General features: G+C 47.2%; 12 protein-coding genes and 1 riboswitch. Of the genes, 2 read left to right on the top strand and 10 right to left on the bottom strand.

Annotated elements, in window-relative coordinates; translation table 11 throughout:
• The 6 genes from MMG03_RS12470 to MMG03_RS12445 form a co-directional block, all read right to left on the bottom strand.
• The coding region (locus MMG03_RS12470) for an acyl-CoA dehydrogenase family protein (protein WP_249506416.1) at positions 1 to 1,284 on the bottom strand (1,284 nt) is incomplete at its 3' end.
• Positions 1,285 to 1,289: 5 nt separating this feature from the next.
• The gene (locus MMG03_RS12465; RefSeq protein ID WP_249506415.1) at positions 1,290 to 2,318 is read right to left on the bottom strand and encodes an electron transfer flavoprotein subunit alpha/FixB family protein; all 1,029 of its coding nucleotides are present in this window, start codon (positions 2,316 to 2,318) and stop codon (positions 1,290 to 1,292) included.
• Positions 2,319 to 2,321: 3 nt separating this feature from the next.
• Complete coding sequence (locus tag MMG03_RS12460) at positions 2,322 to 3,203, bottom strand: electron transfer flavoprotein subunit beta/FixA family protein (protein WP_109735136.1); 882 nt, start codon at positions 3,201 to 3,203, stop codon at positions 2,322 to 2,324.
• Positions 3,204 to 3,482: 279 nt separating this feature from the next.
• Positions 3,483 to 4,928 carry a hypothetical protein gene (locus MMG03_RS12455; protein WP_249506414.1) on the bottom strand — a complete coding sequence of 482 codons (1,446 nt, stop codon included), beginning with the start codon at positions 4,926 to 4,928 and terminating at the stop codon, positions 3,483 to 3,485.
• Between the two features lie 57 nt (positions 4,929 to 4,985).
• Complete coding sequence (locus tag MMG03_RS12450; protein ID WP_158535533.1) at positions 4,986 to 6,956, bottom strand: TonB-dependent receptor; 1,971 nt, start codon at positions 6,954 to 6,956, stop codon at positions 4,986 to 4,988.
• Positions 6,957 to 7,068: 112 nt separating this feature from the next.
• Positions 7,069 to 7,266: riboswitch (cobalamin riboswitch) on the bottom strand.
• A 57-nt stretch (positions 7,267 to 7,323) separates the two neighbouring features.
• Entirely contained in the window at positions 7,324 to 8,469 is a 1,146-nt protein-coding gene (locus MMG03_RS12445) for a sigma-54 dependent transcriptional regulator (RefSeq protein ID WP_249506413.1), read from the bottom strand.
• A gap of 315 nt (positions 8,470 to 8,784) precedes the next feature.
• Here MMG03_RS12445 and MMG03_RS12440 point away from each other — a divergent pair, with 315 nt between their 5' ends.
• Positions 8,785 to 10,911 (top strand): glutamine synthetase III, encoded by a 2,127-nt coding sequence (locus MMG03_RS12440; RefSeq protein ID WP_249506412.1) that lies wholly within the window; start codon positions 8,785 to 8,787, stop codon positions 10,909 to 10,911.
• A gap of 104 nt (positions 10,912 to 11,015) precedes the next feature.
• Here MMG03_RS12440 and MMG03_RS12435 read toward each other — a convergent pair whose 3' ends face one another.
• Positions 11,016 to 11,831: a hypothetical protein gene (locus MMG03_RS12435; RefSeq protein ID WP_139259091.1), complete on the bottom strand. Its 816-nt coding sequence runs from the start codon at positions 11,829 to 11,831 to the stop codon at positions 11,016 to 11,018.
• 42 nt (positions 11,832 to 11,873) lie between these two features.
• Between MMG03_RS12435 and MMG03_RS12430 the strand changes: the two genes are divergently transcribed.
• Complete coding sequence (locus MMG03_RS12430) at positions 11,874 to 13,418, top strand: bifunctional UDP-sugar hydrolase/5'-nucleotidase (protein ID WP_249506411.1); 1,545 nt, start codon at positions 11,874 to 11,876, stop codon at positions 13,416 to 13,418.
• Between the two features lie 722 nt (positions 13,419 to 14,140).
• Here MMG03_RS12430 and MMG03_RS12425 read toward each other — a convergent pair.
• From MMG03_RS12425 to MMG03_RS12415, 3 genes are read right to left on the bottom strand one after another with little or no spacing between them, the layout of a single operon-like run.
• A complete protein-coding gene (locus MMG03_RS12425; RefSeq protein WP_073283408.1) occupies positions 14,141 to 15,421 on the bottom strand; it encodes an SUMF1/EgtB/PvdO family nonheme iron enzyme in 1,281 nt (426 codons plus the stop codon).
• A 14-nt stretch (positions 15,422 to 15,435) separates the two neighbouring features.
• Positions 15,436 to 16,974 carry a hypothetical protein gene (locus MMG03_RS12420; protein WP_073283406.1) on the bottom strand — a complete coding sequence of 513 codons (1,539 nt, stop codon included), beginning with the start codon at positions 16,972 to 16,974 and terminating at the stop codon, positions 15,436 to 15,438.
• Positions 16,968 to 19,937: a carbohydrate binding domain-containing protein gene (locus MMG03_RS12415; RefSeq protein WP_158535452.1), complete on the bottom strand. Its 2,970-nt coding sequence runs from the start codon at positions 19,935 to 19,937 to the stop codon at positions 16,968 to 16,970. The genes MMG03_RS12420 and MMG03_RS12415 overlap by 7 nt, the downstream gene beginning before the upstream one ends.
• Between the last annotated feature and the right edge of the window lie 348 nt (positions 19,938 to 20,285).

The raw sequence follows: 20,285 nt of genomic DNA, 5'->3' as shown, positions 1-20,285 counted from the left end.
GTAGAGGCGCTGGCAAGCGTATTCCAGCATGTAGCCGGAACCGCCGTGAACCTGGATGCTGTCGTAGCTGTTGATGTTGGAGTATTCGGCATTCATGCCCTTGGTGAGCGGAGTGCCGGCAGATGCCAACTTGTTGTACAGCTTCAGTTCAGCCTTTTCTTCATCGGTGAGCTTGCGGGTGCGTTCGATATCTTCAAGAGACTTGTAGATGTCGACATAGCGAGCTGTCTGGTAAAGGAGGGCGCGGCCAGCGTCCAGGCGAGCCTTCATGTTGGAAAGCATTTCGTAGACGCCGGGGAAGTTGATGATAGCCTGGTTGAACTGCTTACGGTCCTTGGCGTAGGCGAGAGCTTCGTCGTAGGAAGCCTGGCTGATACCCACTGCCTGTGCAGCGATACCGAGACGGGCTCCGTTCATGAGGGCCATCACGTACTTGATGAGACCGAACTTGCGACGGCCGCAGAGTTCTGCCTTAGCGTTCTTGTAAACCAGTTCGCAGGTCGGAGAACCGTGGATACCCATCTTGTTTTCAATACGACGAACATCGACGCCACCGTCGCGCTTGTCGTAGATGAACATAGAAAGACCGCGGCCATCCTTGGTGCCTTCTTCAGAGCGGGCAAGAACCAGGTGAATGTCGGAGTCACCGTTGGTGATGAAGCGCTTCACGCCGTTCAGGTACCAGCACTTGTCTGCTTCGCTGTAGGTTGCCTTCAGCATCACGCGCTGCAGGTCGGAACCGGCATCGGGTTCGGTCAAGTCCATGGACATGGTTTCGCCGGCGCAGATGCGGGGCACGAAACGGGAACGCTGATCTTCGTCGCCGAATTCGTACAAAGTTTCGATACAGTCCTGAAGGGACCAGATGTTTTCGAAACCTGCGTCGCCGGCAGCGATCATTTCGTTAATGGCGGTGTAAGCAGTTACGGGGAAGTTCAGGCCACCGAAACGACGGGGCATGGTAACGCCGCAAAGGCCTGCCTTCACGGTTGCTTCCAGGTTTTCGTAAGTCTTGCTTGCGTAGCGGACGCGGCCGTTTTCGCAATGAGGACCTTCTGCATCAACTGCTTCTGCGTTGGGTGCGATCACGTTGGAAACGATGTCGCCAGCCAGTTCGCAAACCTTGTTGTAGTTGTCGATTGCGTCGGCGTAGTCGGCCGGAGCGTAATCGGACTTTTCTTCATTAGCAAAGCCATTTTCCCTGAGTTCCACAATGCGGTTCATCAAGGGGCTGCTTTCGAGATTGAACTTAATCTCTGGATGATCTGTATAGAAATTTGCCATAGCGCTTACTTGTTGTTTGCCTTGTAGTACTTGATTAACTTGGGAACCACTTCTTCAACGTTGCCGTTGATGACGTAGTCTGCAATTGCATTGATCGGAGCGTCCGGGTCATTGTTCACGGAAATGATAATGCCGGAATCCTGCATACCAGCGATGTGCTGGATCTGGCCGGAAATACCGCAAGCAATGTAAACCTTGGGGCGAACGGTGAGACCGGTCTGACCGATCTGACGGTCATGGTCGGCAACGAAGCCTGCGTCGATAGCAGCGCGGCTTGCACCAACTTCACCATGGAGTTCCTTGGCCAGTTCGAACAGCATGTCGAAGTTTTCCTTGGAGCCCATGCCGTAACCACCGGCGACCACGATGGGTGCGCTCTTCAGGTTGTTCTTGGCGGCTTCAACGTGGCGTTCCAGAACCTTCACCACGTATTCAGCTTCGGGAACGTACTTGGCAACGTCGTGCTTTACGACTTCGCCCTTGTAGTTTACGTCCTTGATTTCCTTCTTCATCACGCCTTCGCGGACGGTAGCCATCTGCGGGCGGTGTTCCGGGTTCACGATGGTAGCAACGATGTTACCGCCGAAAGCCGGGCGAATCTGGCAAAGCTGATTTTCGTAGAACTTCTTGACACCGCCGATGCTCATTTCGAAGCTGTCGATTTCGAGTTCGGTACAGTCTGCAGTCAGACCACTGTGGGTGGCGGCAGAAATGCGGGGGCCAAGGTCACGACCAATCACGGTTGCACCCATGAGGCAGATCTGGGGCTGTTCTTCCTTGAACAGGTTGATCACGAGAGATGCATGGGGATTGGTGGTGTAGGGGAACAGGCCTTCAGCGTCGAAGACGTGAACCTTGTCGACACCGTAGGGGAAAACCTGCTTTTCGATGCCGTCGATACCGGAGGCGGCGCAAATGCATTCCAGCTGGACACCAAGGGTGTCGGCCAGCTTACGGCCCTTGGAGAGCAGTTCGAGGGAAACGTCCTTAACGGTAGTCCCTTCAATTTCGCAATATACAAATACGTTATTCATAGGTTAACCGATAATCTTTCCTTCTAAGAGTTCCTTGATCAGGCCTTCCACATCTTCATCGCTAGCGGTGAGGGTGCGGCTTTCCTTGGCCTTGAACACAATGTTCTTCACAGCCTTCACGTTGGTCGGAGAACCGGCCTTACCGATCTGGGCAGGATCTGCCTCGATGTCGGCTGCACCCCACTGGGCGATGTCCAGGTAGGGCTTTTCTGCGATAAGGGCTGCATACTTTTCTGCGGCTTCGGGAGCACGTTCGGCAACTGCGGTTGCGTTCTTGTACTTCATGACGCGCTTTGCGTTGCGGGGGCGGCAAGGAGCTGCGGAACCGTTAACGGTCACGACCAGCGGGAGCGGTGCTTCCACGGTTTCGACACCACCGTCGATAAGACGGCGGATAACGACCTTGCGAGCCTTTTCGTCGAGAGAAAGGATTTCTTCGGCGTAGGTCACCTGGGTGAGGCCCAGCTTCTGGGCGATCTGGGGACCGACCTGTGCGGTATCGCCATCGATAGCCTGACGGCCGCAGAGGATAATGTCGTAGTTGCCAACCTTCTTGATGGCCTGTGCCAGGGTGTAGCTGGTAGCCAGGGTGTCTGCACCGCCGAGGGTACGGTCGGTAACGACAAAGCCTTCGTCAGCGCCGCGATAGAGAGATTCGCGAACGACTTCTGCAGACTTGGGAAGACCCATGGTCACAACGGAAATGGTGGAACCTTCGAACTGGTCCTTCAGACGGAGGGCCTGTTCCAATGCATTCAGGTCTTCAGGATTGAAGACTGCAGGCAAGGCAGCACGATTGATGGTGCCCTGTTCCGTCATGGCGTCAGGACCAACATTTCGTGTGTCGGGAACTTGCTTAGCAAGTACAACGATTTTTAGACTCATAATGATATTTCTTTAGCGGGTTCAAACCGCCAAGTGGTTAGTTTAATGTTATTTGGGCCAAATGTACCTTTTTGGTGGAAATCGTCAAAGTCGAAATTCTTAAATGGATCCGAAAAATCGGTCAGACATCATTGTTTTTGCTACAAAAAGATGATATTTAACTTACAAAGTATATTTTTGAGAATAATGTAGGGCGGTTCGTTCTGAATAAAAAGAAACCCTTCGATTTTTTCGAAGGGCCTCCTTGTCTCCTAACCAGTTTTACCTGGGTCTATGCAATTAGTCTGCAACCTTGACGGCGCAGAATTCCTTGGTGTCGATCAGCTTCACGGAAGAACCGTTGGAGGTGCTGATCAGTTCCAAAACGGGAGAGCCGTAGTAGGCGACCCATGCGGTGGAGGCACTTGCGGCGACCATGTCGTAGGGATTCTTGCCGGAGGCGATGGACTGCCATGTAGCGGAACCGTCTGCGGTGTTGATCTTTGCGATGGTAGCTGCATCGCCACGTTCCATCAGGAAGAGCTCGCCGTTTACTGCAGCCAGCTTGGAATCCTGGAAGAAGTCGGTACCGTCGGATTCGGAGTCAGCGTAATCGACATAAAGAGCTCCGGTGTGGTAGTCGGAAACGAATACGTAGGGAACACTGTTGATTGCCTTGATGCTGTAGGGTTGACGAACTTCAAGACCTTCTTCTGCGTCAGAAACGGCTTCCACAAGGCCGCCCATGTACTTGAATACACCGATATGCATGTCGCCAGTGTTCCAGTCCATGAAGCGGTCGCCAACATATAGAGTGCTGGTGGATTCATCAAATTCCAGAGAACCGGAAGCATCTGCAAAATCGGGCAACGTCATGACGGAACCGGTTGCCAGGTTTATTTCAGCAACAGCGACGGAACCGTATCCGTAATAGACTGTTGCGTAGCCCATGTTGTTCTTCTTGTCTACAACGAAATCTTGAACGCCACCGCCCAACTTTGTTCCTGCAATGAAGAGGCTGGAGGTCTTCTTGGAAAGGTCAACCTTTTCGATGCCGCGGTTGTTGTCGGCGGGGAGGCTGTAGCCTGCACCATAAGCACCTGCGGTTGCCACATAGACATTGCCACCTGCAACCTTCACAGCGGAAGGATTTTTGGTGGCAAGCTGGATGGTGTCCAAAAGGGTGCCGTCGCTCAACTTATACATGGCAAGCAGACCATTGTGAGTAATGCTGTAGTCGGCGTTCTGGCGCTGGAACACAGCGAACAGAGTGTCGCCGGAAACTTCAAGGTCGGCCAGGTTCGGGGTGGTGTTTGCGTATTCAACAGGCTTTACTTCTTCGCTGGAGGAAGATTCGGAAGCTTCGGAAGAACTGGATTCCTGAGTTTCGCTTGAAGAAGAATCGCCCTTGCTGTTGGAGGATTCACTCTTGCTATCGGAAGATTTGTCGTCCTTTGTTTCAGAAGAACTAGACTTGCCTTCATCATTATCTTTCTTGACGGAGGAACTGGACTTATTTTCGTCCTTGCTATCCTTTACGCTGCTGGAAGACTTGGCGTCGCCCTTCTTGCTGCTAGAAGAGGTGGGCTCGTCGTCGGCACTGGAAAGGTCTTCGTCTAGGCAGTCCTCGTTGTCAAGGCAGGAAATTTCCGGACCGTTGCTGGATGCGCTGTTGTCGTCGCCGCAGGCGCCGAAGAATAGGGCGAAGCTTGCTGCTGTAAGGAGGGTGAGTATCTTGCGATTCATGTCGTTTCCTTTTTTGGGGGTTGACATTCCCGGTTTGAACGGGAAATGTTTTGGAGGTTAGAATTTTTGTAAAAGAGTGAAATGCCATTCCCTACCCGGAGTGGGGTTCGGGGCAAAAATGTTTGTGTAGGTTTCGTCTGAAATATTTGTAATGCCTAAAATCAAACGGGTGGTTTCCCAGGGGGCGAAGCCCAGTGCTGCGTTATACCTGGCGACAGGGGGCTGCCTTGTTTTGTTTAACCTGTCTGTGTAAATCCGAGTTCTATAGTTTACGTCAAGAGCCAAGTCGAAGTGCAGCGGCAAATAGAACTTTCCTTCAACATAGTAGCTGTGTACGGGTTCGCTTGGCAAAATCTTGCTGTTGTACATTCTTACCTTGCTTTCGTCCCTTGGATCCTGGATTGTGCCGCGGATTGTGGTCTCGAAGAAGTTGGCGGGCCTGCTGTTTAATTCCAGCTCGATGCCTTGAATACTGGCGTCATCTACATTGAAAGCCTTCATTGTGTTTGTGCTGACGGTCCAGAAAATTCCATTTTCCAATTGAGTGTCAAAGTAAGTGGCGCGTAGGGTGCTTTTTTTGGAAGGACTTTGTACAAATCCGCCAACTTCAAAACGAACAGCGGTTTCGTCTTTCAACTTGGGATTGGAAAGCACTCCCTGGTACACACCGTAAAGTTCCATCAGTTGAGGTTGTCTATAATAACGACCGATGCTGATGTTTCCGCCAAACCAACCGTCCTTCTTGCCGAATTTTGCCTGGACCATTCCTGCGAAACAAAGGTCTCGATCTTCCGCATCGCTGATAATTGCCGTGCCTGTAGGCATAAGGAACTTTCCGCCATCAATTTCGTCATTGGTCTTGAGAATGTTTCCCTCTGCAAAGAGGCTTAGCCATTTCGTAAGGGCGAATTCTCCGTTGGCGGCGATGGAACCTGTATAACGTGCAATTCCAAAATCCTTGATAGTTCCGCGAGCTTCCCATTTTTCAGCGGAAGCGCCGAGCCGTACGGAACTCTCGAAACGGTCGAGAATCAGCGTGCCGGTGAGTTCAGGAATCAGTCGGTATCCTGCTAAACCGTAGTGGATAAAATCGGGGTAACTGTAGCCGATGTAATCCAGGGGGTAATAGGATGCAGAAACATTTTTTTCAAATTTCCCAGAAACGCCAGCTTCTAGCAAGAGACTCTGCCACAAAATGGGTGCCTCTAAACGGTAGGAAACCTGTGCGTTGTCGCCTACGAACTCGGCCACCTTGGTCTGTGAACTTTCGTGTCCCGGGTTGCCTGACTCGGTATGGGTGACGCTGGCCGAAATCGTAGAAAAGAAGTCACCCTTGTGAAGTATGCGGTATTGCAGGTTTCCGGAGTATTCCGTGAACTCGGCGTTCTCCCGTTTGTCGGTAAAATCGTCATCCGTGTTGTAGGCGGTTCCGTTTCGATTCAGGAATTCGTAATCGTTGTCGCTGTGCCGTGCGGAAAGTGTCGCGGAAAATTGAATGCTGTCCTTGGGACTTGCGGAAACTTGTGCAGAACCTTCGAAAGAATTGTGGGAACCGATGGTTGCGAGAATGCGCCCTGTGGTGCCTTTGCTTCCGTTTTTGCGGATGGCTGATTTTGTAACGAAATTGATTGCTCCGCCGAGACCTGCTCCGCCGAACTTTGCGGGGACGCGGTCCTTGTAGACTTCGATTTTTTCGATGTTGTTTAAGTCGATGACGCCTAAATCGGCTGCTCCGCCACCTGCGTCGTTGACGGGAACTCCATCAATGCAAATCAAGACGTTTCTTGCCGCCACGCCACGGATACTTACGGTCTGGAAGCTGCCCATACCGCCTTGCTTGTAACTTTGAATGCCGGGGAGTGCAGAAAGGACTTCCGCTGCGGAAAGTCCGCGGCCTTCCCAGGAGTCGGGCTTGATTTCTTCGTAACTGGGGGCTACATCGGCGGGTGTTGGGGGAGGTTCGACAATTTCGGAGACCCCTAAATACTGTATTTCGGCTGCGTTTGTGATGCTAGTGATTACACCCAAGGCAAACGCAAAAAACGTAAACGCAAAAAGCGTTTGGCGTGTTTTCTGCATAACGCAAAAACGAACCGCATCTATTGCGGTTGTTGGGTTGGATGTCTCTCGCATCGATCCTCTACAAGTTTTCCGTTTTTGCAGTTCTTCTGACTCGGGGATCGTCCTACTTCCGGCTCCTTCGCAGAGGGATTGGCTACCTTCCACTGGTTTTGAAATTATGCCGGTTTCGTACTCCCATACAGCGGCGGGACCGTCCCGGATTTTCACCGGAGTTCTCTCTAAGGCTTTTCAGGGCACAAAAACTATGTTTACGCCGCTAATTTAGATAATTGATGTAATAGTGTAAAGTTATAAAAACGTTCTATCGCTAGGTCTAGCCTTTGTCTATTTCGATTCCAAGACGGTTTATCTTGTAGTGCATTACGCGGGGGCTGATGTCTAGATCTCTGCCGGCGGCGCTCATGTTGCCCTTGTTGCGTCGGAGGGCCTCGGTTATGATTTCTTTTTCGTAGGAATCCAAAAGCGTTTCTAGCGAGGCGGTTCCTTCGGGTAAAAGGGCTGAACCGCTAGTGACGTCTGTTTGTAGTGTTGGTGGCAAGTCGTAGGCGTTGATTGCCACGTCAGTGGTGACGAGGCAGGCGTGTTCAATGCAGTTTTCCAGTTCGCGGACGTTGCCCGGCCAGTGGTAGCTCAGGAGCATGTCGATGGCGGGGGAGCTCAGACGAAGGATTTTCTTACCGTATTTCAAGTTCATCTTGGCGATGAAATGGTCCGCCAAAAGAAGAATGTCCGTTTTTCTTTGGGTTAAGTCGGGCAGGTTAATCTGAAAGATGTTTAAACGGTAATAGAGGTCTTCCCGGAACAGCCCTTGCTGCATCATGGCTTCCAAATTTTTCCCGGTACTGGCCATGATGCGGACGTCGGTGTGCTGGACGATGTTGCTGCCGAGGCGGCTGAAGCTTTGCCCTTGGATGAACTGGAGTAATTTCTTTTGGGCGGTGGGGGAGAGGTTGCCGACTTCGTCCAGGAATAGGGTGCCGCGGGCGGCAAGTTCTGCCTTTCCCAGATGACGGTTGGTGGCGCCTGTGAAGGCTCCTCGTTCGTAGCCGAAAAGTTCCGTTTCGAAGTTGTTGGCGATGGAATCGTTCAGGGAATCGCAATTCAGGGTGACGAAGGGGCCGTCCTTTCGGTCGGAGGTCTGATGGATGGCGCGCGCCACGTATTCCTTGCCGGTGCCCGCGTTTCCGCGGATGAGGACGATGGCGATGGTGGGGGCGATTTGCTTGACCTGCTTGGAAACTTCGCGCATTTCGCTGGTGTTTCCAATGAGTTCACCGGATCTACCTTCTATGACGTCACGGATCTTGTTGCATTCCTCGTTGTGGAGGTTTTCTGCGACGCTAAAATTCTTTTGAAGGATGTTTTGGACTTCTGCAAGTTGCAAATCGCGCTTACGGACGGTCTTGAGAACGTCCGCTATTTCAACAAAAGCTGATGTCTTTAGCGCGTTAAAATCCACTCGCTGTCCTTTTGGCTTTTCGGTCCCGTTCGGGGTGGCCCGTTATGAAAATTGCTGCACCGAGGGACTTTTTAGGAGTACTCTGCCCTCGGTGCAGCATGTTCTAGGAGAGAAAAAATCTCAAATGACGCCGTAAATATACATAATTTTTGTTTGATGTTTTACTAAAACGTAAAAAATCTAACCTTTTTTACAAAAATGTAATGAAAAGAAGGCTTTTTTATAAAAAAAACAGATGAAATGCGTCTATGATGTTCCTAATTTTGCCTTCACAACGGTTTTCGCAACGCGGAACCGAACACAAGGAAAAACATTATGAGCACCTATAGAAAGAATACCATCGACGAAATCGCCAAGGCAAAGACCGCTCCGGTGAAGCCTGCCGAAACCGTCAATGTGGATTACTACGGTGAAGACGTTTTCAACGCCAACGCCATGAAGGTTTACCTGCCCAAGGATATTTGCAAGAAGCTTCTTGCCACTATCGAACAGGGTGCTCCCCTGGATCCGAACATTGCTGGCGAAGTGGCTCACGCCATGAAGAAGTGGGCCATGGATCGCGGTGCCACTCATTTTACTCACTGGTTCCAGCCTCTCACTGGCTCCACTGCCGAAAAGCATGACTCCTTCCTGGAACCGGATGGTCTTGGTGGCTGCGATGCTATCATGGTCTTTAGTGGCAAGAACCTGATCGTTGGCGAGCCGGACGCTTCCTCTTTCCCCAGCGGCGGTATCCGTTCTACTTTTGAAGCCCGCGGTTATACTGCTTGGGACCCCACTAGCCCCGCTTTCATCAAGCGCCACGGCAATGGTGCAACTCTTTGCATTCCCACAGCATTCTGCTCTTACACTGGCGAAGCTCTGGATAAGAAGACTCCGCTGCTCCGCTCTCTGCAGGCTCTTTCCAAGTCCACTGAACGTTTGATGGCTTGCTTCAAGGCTGGTAAGAAGAAGACCACTGTTACTCTCGGTGCTGAACAGGAATACTTCCTCATCGACAAGCGTTTCTACCTGCAGCGCCCGGACCTTTATCAGGCTGGCCGCACTCTGTTCGGTGCTGTTCCTGCAAAGCATCAGCAGATGGACGACCACTACTTTGGTTCGATTCCCGCCCGCATTCTAAACTTCATGAACGAAGTTGAAATGGAATTGTGGAAGCTAGGCATTCCCGCAAAGACCCGCCACAACGAAGTGGCTCCCGCACAGTTTGAACTTGCTCCCATGTTCGAAGAAGTGAACCTGGCTTGCGACCATAACATGCAGGTTATGGAAGTGCTCCGCAATGTGGCTGACAAGAACGGCTTGGTTTGCCTCCTTCACGAAAAGCCTTTCGCTGGCGTGAACGGCTCCGGCAAGCATAACAACTGGAGCGTTTCCTATGGTGCTGCGAACCTGCTGAACCCAGGCAGCAATCCTCACGAAAATGCAGTGTTCCTGACCACTCTTTGCGCAGTGATCTACGCAGTGGATTCTCACGCTGACTTGCTCCGCATGACTACTGCAGGCGCTGGTAATGATCACCGCCTCGGTGCTAACGAAGCTCCTCCGGCCATTGTCTCCATGTACTTGGGCGACCAGCTCATGGATGTTATTGAACAACTGGAACAGGGCGTACCCAAGTCCAGTAAGCAGGCCGGCGCTATGAAGCTTGGTTCCGATAGTTTGCCGCCGCTGCCTCGTGACGCTACGGACCGTAACCGCACCAGTACTTTTGCTTTCACTGGCAACAAGTTCGAATTCCGCGCACCGGGTTCCAGCCAGTCTTGCTCCGAACCTAACGTGGTTCTGAACACTATCGTTGCAGAAGCCTTCGACATGATTGCCGAACAGTTGGAAAAGCTGGATGACAAGAATTTCCACACCGGTCTCCAGAAGATTCTTCAGAAGATCGTGAAGGATCACAAGCGTGTTATCTTTAACGGTAACGGCTATACCGACGAATGGATCGCCGAAGCAGAACGCCGCGGACTGCCTAACATCCGCACTTCTCTGGAAGCGCTGAAGGCTCTGAAGAATGAAGCCAACATTGCCCTCTTCGAAAAGTATGGCGTCATGAACCGCGTGGAAATGGAATCCCGCTACGAAGTGAACGTGGAAGATTACCACAAGCGCGTTCGCATCGAAGGTGAAATCTGCCGCGACATGGCCAAGAACATTATCTTGCCCAGAGTGGTGGAAGCATACTCCTGCGCTCTCAAGACCAACGAAATGGCTCTCAACCAGGGTTTCCCCGGTGTGGACGTTTACGCAAAGTCTTTGGGCGAAGGCTACCGCGATTTGGCCGCCGCTATCGCTAAGATTGAATCTGCTCTCGAAGCTGAACACGAACATATTCTCGCTGCCATGGCAGAAACCCGCAAGATTGTAGATGCTCTCGAAAAGGTCGTCTCCGACGAAATGTGGCCCCTGCCTAAGTATCGTGAGATGATGTTCATCTATTAAGATGAACTTTATCGGCTATGAAGGTCGCTGAGCGGAGCCGAAGCGCCTAACGAAAAATCCCCGACACTTTTTGTGAAGTGCCGGGGTATTTTTATGCTTTAAGCTTATTGCTTTACAGGTTCCACGTAAATTGAGTACGCAATTTTGTTGCCGTGTCCGCGTTCTTCCTTGAAATGTGTAATCACTTTAATATCGTTTCCGTTAGAGAGCGTTGCTATTGCATGGTAATCATCGCCGTTGGCGTGGTCAACTTTTACGCTTTGGCAGGCGAGGCCTTGCTCTGCGAGTGCCCTGCTCATGGTATTCTTGGTTTCCTTTTCGATCCACCAGTAGCGCCCTGTAACGGGGCCGGGAATGGCGATGGCGGCAATCCAAACGGCGATGACACCTGCGCTGATTAAGCCTTTTGTTGTTGCGGTCAGATAGGAACCCTTGTTCATCTTATTGAGGCAAACCAGAACGTAAAAACCTGCGCCCAGGCCTACCAAAAGAGAAATGTAGCAGGGCCAGGTTTTTAGGAACATGAAGTAAACGAATGCGTAGCCAGAAATGATGTGCGCGCAGATGCCCAGGACCAGCAGGCAGGCGAGGCAAATCAAAATGGTGCGTGCGGGATTTTTCTTGAAGTTTTCACAGAACTGGCGGGCGTCCAAAAATTCTCGAGTATTGACTTCGGAGAGAATGCCTTCTCCCTTGCAGCCCTTGCAGGTTGTTCCGTTGGTGGCGACCTTTGTTCCGCTACAGTGAATGCAATCCAGCATCTTGATCTGTCCCGAGCCGCAGCAATAGGGGCAGGGCCTTTTGTCTTTCTTGCCTGTACCCTTGCATTTCATGCAGGTCTCGGAACTTCTTACCGGAAATTCCACGGCTCGTCCTAATGACTTAATGTGAATATGAACAGTTTCTTGTTGTTCTGACATGTGCTCTCCTGGTATGCCCGAAATCTAGTTATATTTCTGCAAATGAAAGCCATCTCAAAAATGACGTTGCTGCTGGTTTGGGTGATTTCTTTTGCACTGTTCGGTTGTACTTCACAGCCCCCCGAAAAAAACATTGTCATTATTTACGATAACGATGTCCACTGCGCTGTAGATGGCTATGTGAAATTGTCTGGCATTCGTGATGCTGTTGCTGATACGGCTTATGTGTTTACGGTTTCGTCGGGTGATTTTTTGCAGGGCGGAGCCTTTTGTTCCATATCTAAGGGAACCTTTTCCGTAGATTTAATGAACGCTGTGGGTTATGATGTGGTGACTCTTGGCAATCATGAATTTGATTTTTCTGTTGATCGTTTGATGAAATTGAGTAGAGATGTGAAGGCGGACATTGTCAATGTGAATTTTTCAAAAGTCGGTTCCACTACGCCTGTTTTTAAACCTTATGTAATAAGGAACGCTGGTTCCAGGAAAATAGCTTTCGTGGGGGTGCTTACCCCTGAAACATTGGTCTCGGAATCATACGCGTTTTATGATGATGACGGAAAACTTCTTTATCATTTTCATGAAAATGAAATCTACAATCTTGTTCAAAATGCTGTGAATGAGGCTCGAAAGGAAGGCGCTGACTATGTTGTTGTTCTTTCTCACTTAGGAGAGCTGCCCCCTCTAAATTCTAAGGTAACTTCTATATCCCTCATTGAAAATACGGACGGAATCGATGCCGTGTTGGATGGCCACATGCATTCTGTCGTTGAAGAAATGTGGGTGGTTAACGCTAAGGGCGATTCCGTATTGCTAAGTCAGACTGGAACGCAATTTTCGCATATTGGTAAACTGGACATAGGTCGTAATGGTCGCTTTCATTCAACCTTGATTTCTGTAGATAGTTCCGTTTTAGAAAACCGCAAAGTGAAGGCTGTTGTAGATAGTTTGAGTCAATTGAAAGCAAACCTATTTGAAAGAAAATTGTCTCTGGCTCCATTTGAATTGACCATCAACAAGGGTGGGGAACGTTTTGTTCGGAAAGGCGAAACCAATTTGGGAGATTTAGTTGCCGATGCTTACCGAACTGCAACTGGTGCGCAGATTGGCCTTGCTAATGGAGGCGGTATCCGCCGGGGGATTGCGCAGGGGGCGGTTACTTACCACAGCATTCTTGATGCGTCTCCTTTTTTCAATGATATTTGTAAGATTGAAGCTACAGGACGTCAGATTGTGGAGGCCCTGGAGCAGGGGTCAAAAAATTATCCTGAAGAATTTGGTGGATTTTTGCAGGTGTCAGGCCTTCGTTACGAAATAAATTCTTCTTCTAAAATGAAGGTGGGGAATGTTCAGATTGAAGATGAATCCGGCAACTTTGCGCCCATAGAATTAGAACGCCTCTATACGGTAGGAACATCTTCTTATGTAGCCAAGAAGGGGACTGAGATTACTGCCTTCAAGACCAGTAAGATTCTCATAGGCAATGTCGCGACTGATACAGATGTTCTTGCGGATTATGTCAAGAAATTTGGGGATTCCATCCCTGACCTATATCGTAAATCCCAGGGAAGAATCAGAATTAGATAATCTTTTCGTTATACAATTCATGCCCCCCCCCCTTTAAGAAACAATGTTTTATGAGAAATACTATTTTGCACAAGTACGGAATCTAGGCTGCTGCCACTATAAAAAACAGGACTTTCAAACGAACTGAAAAAAATGACCGAATATTCCTGTAACCAGGGAAAACGGCATCTTCTTTTAACGAGTCCATGTTCATCGTCGCGCCATGCTTAAAAGGAATCACGGGGTCGTCTGAACCATGAACCAACAAAATAGGTAATTTTTTCCTATTGACCATATTTAAATCAAGAACGGCTCCCCATGAGACAGCTCGTTTAAAATTAGAACTATCAACAAGTAACACATTTTTTTTGTTTGAAGAACGATACCTTGCCGGTATTCAATGCTGGCTACCAAGAATCCTCGTGCAGCTAATGAATCGCAATATCGAACAGTTTGCTACGACGTGTCGTTTTAGGTTTGTATAAATAAAAATGTAGGTTTTGCTTTTTTAGATCGGAGGCGTTTTGATAAAAATGCAGGACTGGAGTAACATTAGTTGACAAACCTGATCCCGACTCCAAGGCGGACACCATATGCTTTTGCATAGGAACGGGATATCGTTTGAAAAAAGATATCCCTGGTTACGCTTACCTCAAAAAGCCTGTCCTTATACCTTTCGTCACAATGAGAAAAGGTTACAAGGAAAAATAGACTTACGAGAAGTATTTTCTTTAACAAGGTCTTTATTCTAGCTTACGGACCAGACGATAGCCGCTTTGACCGACAGGCACCCATGTGTCCTTGGTTCCTCGAACTCTACTTCTGTACTTGTTTATAAAATCACAGGATGGTCCGATATCCATGTTCATGGTATCGTAGCCTTCGCAAGTGTATCCCCACGCAATCCCATGAGAGCCAGCATACATGTAAACTTCTTCAGCATTCCCGTAGACATCGTACAAGCCGAAGGGGTTGGGTTTAAACTGTTTTACAGGATAAACACCCCATAATTCTTGACCAACGCCTCGCTTTATGTCCATATACTTTGACAATTCTTTTTCGTCAGCATCATCGCCCCAAAAGAAAACAGTAGATTTTCCGCCATTTTGCAAGACACTCCATTCGTATTCAAAGGGAAGTCTATATCCATTGGCAGTAGAATCAAAAACTTTAACGAAGAAATCGCTACGGCTCCTTGCGTAAAGGATTTTCGAGGTGTCTACGGATTCTACAGGAACCGTATTATAAACGTCGACCAGTCCGTCTTCCTGAGACCGCCAATAGGAATATTCCAACATATCCATATCAGACGGAGCCGGATAATCCAGTATGTTAAGTGGGTCTTGATCAGGATAGTAAATGTTGGTCGCTTTAAACCGAATTCTGGATCGGCCATTCTTCAGCCACAAGACATCTTTTACACGAAGTTCAGTTTTATCGACAATCAAATCTTGATTCAACGAAACCTCAATGAATTTACTTGCACTTCTGCGATGCCTATCCCAAACTTCACTTTTCCAAACTTTGTAATTTTTTCCTGTCAATTCCACTATAGTTTGATTCACCAAAATCCAACTTGAATCAGCCTGGGCCAAGTCATTTGTGTCCTGGGCGAACAAGGCGAGGATGCTGCGGGTGTAAGGAGATCCTTCAATGAAAGCGCAATTCATGGAATCTACATGGAACGAACCTCGTACTTTCCATATTCCGTCTTTCACACGCCCCCTTTGATCTTTCTGTGGGCAAAGTTTTACCCCCTGATTCCAGTCAACCTCATACCAGTTTTTTTTTCCTACAGACTTACGAGGTGCTATTTTTTGATATTCTTTCTTTTGGTTTGTTTCTGCATATGTATAGGGAGAAACGTAATACTTCTTTGTTCCATTTTCGCGAACTATTTTTTTTACTGATTCGTTGGGTTGCTCATTTTTTTTACAATTTCCCAATGCATCAAAAATGCATTTTTCGGCTGCAAATAAATTTGACGTAATTAACGACAAGAGTATAATCAAAACATATTTCATATTCTATCTGCTCCTTAATACGGCGCTGCACAGTCGGCATCGTTGTGTAAACAATTCCATTGAGATTCTTCCATGTTAAAAATATCGAATTCATCATTTTCACGAACATTAATCTTAGTATATCTGAGATTGGCTGTAAGTGTAGATTGTTGTTTATAGAACATTAAATTATTGTCTTGGTCGGTATCACTCAGCTTTAGGGTATGTCCTAATTCGTGCAACATGACGCTATTTTTCATTTCTTTCGAAATAGCTATAAAGCCGCTACCTAAATTACTTGTAAGGGCTACTGATGTTGAAGGAATATGTCTATCCAATACGCAATCTTTAGAAGTCGGATCATACATAATGTGACACTCGTGGTCAATCTCGGAAAAGTCGTCAGACCATTTATCTTCACCATAGGCTCCGTAAATCTCCCACGAGCCGGAAGAAGTGTTAAATCGAATCTTTCTATTTTCCCCTAGTAAAAAACCGCATTCTTGCCCTTTTCTTGAATTTATTGTTCCTATGAAATACTCTTGTCCCGTTCTTTTTGGATAATCTAACAAACCTTCATAACAAATAGATCCATCTTTTTCAAAAGTCCAATACTGAACTGGATGGGCTCCAGACCATACGAGCGCAGATGCCATATTTCCCATTGAATTGTCGCGAAATAAATACCTATTTGTATACTCTTTCAAATATTCAATATCATCTTTTATGTTTTTATAACACCTACTATTCTCCGCGCCGGCTGCAATGAATATAAATCCACCAGAACTGTTTGTTACGTTTCTATAAGTTTCGTTGTCTAAGCCAATTTCTTTCAATTTTGAAATGTCGTAGTCTACGTCTTCAAATTCAATGTTCACGACAGCACTCCTAAACGTGTCAACAGCTTTTTCATTAAAATCTGACGGCCTTGTAGATGTTTTTCCAAATTTTATATTTTTAACAGAAATATTTCTTTGTTCGTATACGTGCGGTTCTATTGCAGCCAGTAAAACTGTGGGGCCGTCTTCATATGATTGGCACAATCCTATTTTTTTGTATGCGCTGAAATCACGCAAATCAATTATACCACATGTCTTCTCTCCATTCTCAATTTCATTTTCTTCAATACGGCAAATATCACCAGTGATTGGAATTAAATTAGAATTTGAAGCATCAATATCTTCCTGAGACGCATCGCATAGAAAATATTCATATTCATTCGATGTTTGAACAACATTGTAATTTTCTGATTCTTCCAAAATACTAGGAACACTCCATCTGACATACCATTCCATTGAAGCTTCTTCACTAGATGTATAGGACGCGTGAGTCAGTACTCTTTTTTCGGACAGACTCGCTAATTCAACACCCCACTTAAAATTATTCGTTTTGTAGAATCCGGAATAAGAATGTCTTCTTTTGGGGCCATTATCAGACGATGATGAGGGATTGTCCAAATCATCATATACAATCTCAAGAACAACCACATCAGCATGACCTGCATCTGTATCCGTTCCTGTAGAACAAGAAATTAAAATAACAAAAATAAAATAAAATAATAGTTTTCCTACCATTCTACAACCTTTCCTTTCAATATATCGCCTTGATTCAACAGAGGAACGACCTGAACGTCCCCATATTCACCCACCTTACCATAATCAGACGTATAAATCAACATTCTTCCATGATTCTCTGGTGAATAACCAAGACTTGCAGGGTCTTTTACGATTGTCTGGAAGTATGCGAAGCCATCTTTTTCATCGCTTTTGAAAAAAGGGATTCGTATTGGATTAATTTTGTATGGAGAACCATCTGCAGCAATCAACGTAAATTCTATAACCAATTTTGAAATGTCCTTGACTCGAGAAACAGGTACTTTTTTTCTCAAAACTCTTGCATATCTTCCGTTACCCTTTTCAAAAATATCGTACTTATCGCCTAATTTTGAAAAAACCGGATATTGCTTAAAGGCTGGTTTGAAATAGCCTCTTATGAATTGCCCCGAAACATAATCCGAATTCAAATCATACCACATATACGCGCCAACATCAATTTTTTCTACTCTTTCAAAATTCAGAATGTCCGCATCCAAAACAAAGTCATCCTTGATGCCAGCCCCTATTGCGGGAGAAGCGTCCTGTAGAGTCAATCCTGCAGTCATATCCATAAAGTCCTTGTCCCCTGCAGGGGTGCTTTCGTTAAAGAACAGAGGATCCTTTACAATATTGCCTGTGCCGTTATAAACGGTCTCCGTAATGGAGTGATGAACGGAAATCGAAGAGCTTAGTTCCTTCTTGCACTTTTCGACGGAACAAGTTGCATCGATATTTTTCCAGAAAATCGAATTGTACACTTCACCAGTAGCGTTGCCGCCTATTGCTGCATGGCCCTGTTTTCCTGTATTCCCAAATACAGTTCCATTGCTCATTTTTACGGAGCCTCCGGCAGCGTACCATGCACCACCATCCTTATCGGATAAGTTCTGGCACAATATAACGTTCTGTGCCTTAGCCTCGCCGGAAGAGTAAATTGCACCTCCATTCCCTCCAACAAAGTTATTATTCATGACCACGTTTTTTGCATTCAGAGTTCCATCAACATAAATCGCACCACCATTTTCCTTTGCATAATTATTCTTAATGTGGATGTTTTCAATATTGACGTCGCCGGAAGAGTAAATTGCACCTCCATTTTTATTTGATTTGCTGCCCGAGAACAAAATATTCTTCAGTTTCAAACTTTGAGCATTGGACGCTATAGCACCGCCGTTTTCTTCGTTGGAGCCATTCCCGATCATAAAGCCGGTGAAAGATCGCGGGGATTTACCCTCAATCTGAATATGAGTATTTTCTCCCAAGAAAATTATCGGCAAATTATTTGCTGAGCCAAGATTCCAGATACTTTCGGTGTATCCTACAAGTTCAAATCCGACCTTCCAGGGAACAACTCCTTCGCTGAAATTTTGGGATACGTCCCATAATCCCTTGGGCAAGTTGATTTCTCGACCGGTAGCTTGAGCGATAGCCACGGCTTTTTCAAAATCATCCACTGCGGTTGCAAGACTTGCTCCATCGCAGCCTTGCTTACACGAAGTTTGAGGATTCCAGAAAATCCTATAGTTAGCACTCTTCGAAAAGTCAAAAACGTAACTACTTCTGAAAGCCTCCGCAGGGAATCCAGAAATCAAATCTCTTGCCACAGAAATTTTCACCGTCCCGTTTGAAGATGGAAGGGCTACGATTGTATTCTTTGCTCCATTAATCTTATACGAAGCATTTTCAACATACACAAACATTTCGACAGAAGATGCTGTTACCGGCAATACTGATTTGTAACGGAAGATTCCCGGATTGAAGAAAGGACCAAAGTGTTCTTCACTATGGGAAATTTCATTTGCACGCGGTTCCTGAGAAACCGTAGACTGCGGCTCCATCAGGAACTTTGCAGCATAAACGCCGCCAACAAGGTGAGATCTGGACGGAATACGCACATAAGCAGCAGGAGCAATAAATTTTCCGAAATACTTGCCATCAGTACCAAAATCAACGGTAGATCCAGCAATATTCCAAGAAATTTCGCTCGGATTGCCACCAGAAACGTCAAGATGGTTTCGGTCACCAAAACGAACATCCGTAGCAACGGAGATGGAAATCGGTCCAGAGCTCAGATCAAAATTCATTTCGACATCCGGCTCGATAAAAATCTTTTGGAAGGAATAAACGCCTGAAGAAAGGCGCACCTTTGCCCGGGCATTGGCGTAAAACACCCCGTATTTACCTGGAGGGAGTGATATTGTTTCGTCCAGACCAACGGATACCGGAGCCACACCATAGCCAACTTCAGGCAGGCCAACAATAGGCTTCTCTACCCTTGCCAAGCTCATGCTCTTTGCAACGACATTCTTCTGTTCTGTACACGGAACCACATAGCGCAAATTTCCATCAACCCGGGAACGGTCGCGCAAGAAACATTCTCTTGATGCATCAACATCGCCGTAAACAACCGATTCTACGCCAAGTTCAAGTTTAGTCCCAAAGATATTGCCCAAGGCCATGGACGCGTCTCGAAGATCAACCTCTTCAGCAACGACAACGTAATTCAAGGCGGTCGCAGAGGAAAATTTACCACTGGGATCAACAGAGACTACGGGGACGGCGCCACAATCAAGGCAATTCAGGCTGACGTTCGAGAAATAAACCAGCCCGGAACTCTTGCCAAAATTGAATTCTAGGCGAGCGTTGCTGACATTGCCGGAATTCATTTTGAAGGTCTTGGTGATTTCACGACCATTCACGCTAGCGACAACTTCACCGAAATCAGCAAATGCATCATAAGGGAAGCCGTCTCGGCCAATGCGGATCTCCGTATAACGACGAGCTCCCACGCCCTGCAAGAAGAACTTCAGCTCATAGGTTTTTCCTGCCTGAAGTTCAACATTCCTGCGAGTCAATTGAACATTCCAATAGTCAGAACCTCCATCCGCAACAGACACAAGTCCGTCACTAAACGTGGCATACGCACCTTCATAGTTTGCCAAGTTCCATTCTGAATACGGGAAATTGACTGCAAATGCTTTTGCACAAACTATGGCCACAAATGCAAGCTGTATACAGTGCGCCTTCATTCTCATTCCTTTGTCCTTAAAAAATTGAGGATGAATTTAAGAAACAAGAAATGATTCGTCTGCAAAAAAATAATTGAGGCATCATCAACATGTGTGGAAGCATTTAGGCAGCCTTGCTAGATGATTCTCTCGATTCCGATTCCCATTCGTAGGCTATCTTTACATCTACATAGGAACAGCTCAACATTATCAGCGACAGCATGTTGTTCATGTTCCTGAAGCCATAGGCAGTCCGTATCAGTAGCTTTATCTTGTTGTTCG

It is taken from the genome of Fibrobacter sp. HC4 (assembly GCF_023373925.1).
Classification (GTDB): domain Bacteria; phylum Fibrobacterota; class Fibrobacteria; order Fibrobacterales; family Fibrobacteraceae; genus Fibrobacter.
The sequence above is the reverse complement of the archived record's forward strand: the minus strand, read 5'-3'. Positions and strand labels throughout refer to the sequence as shown.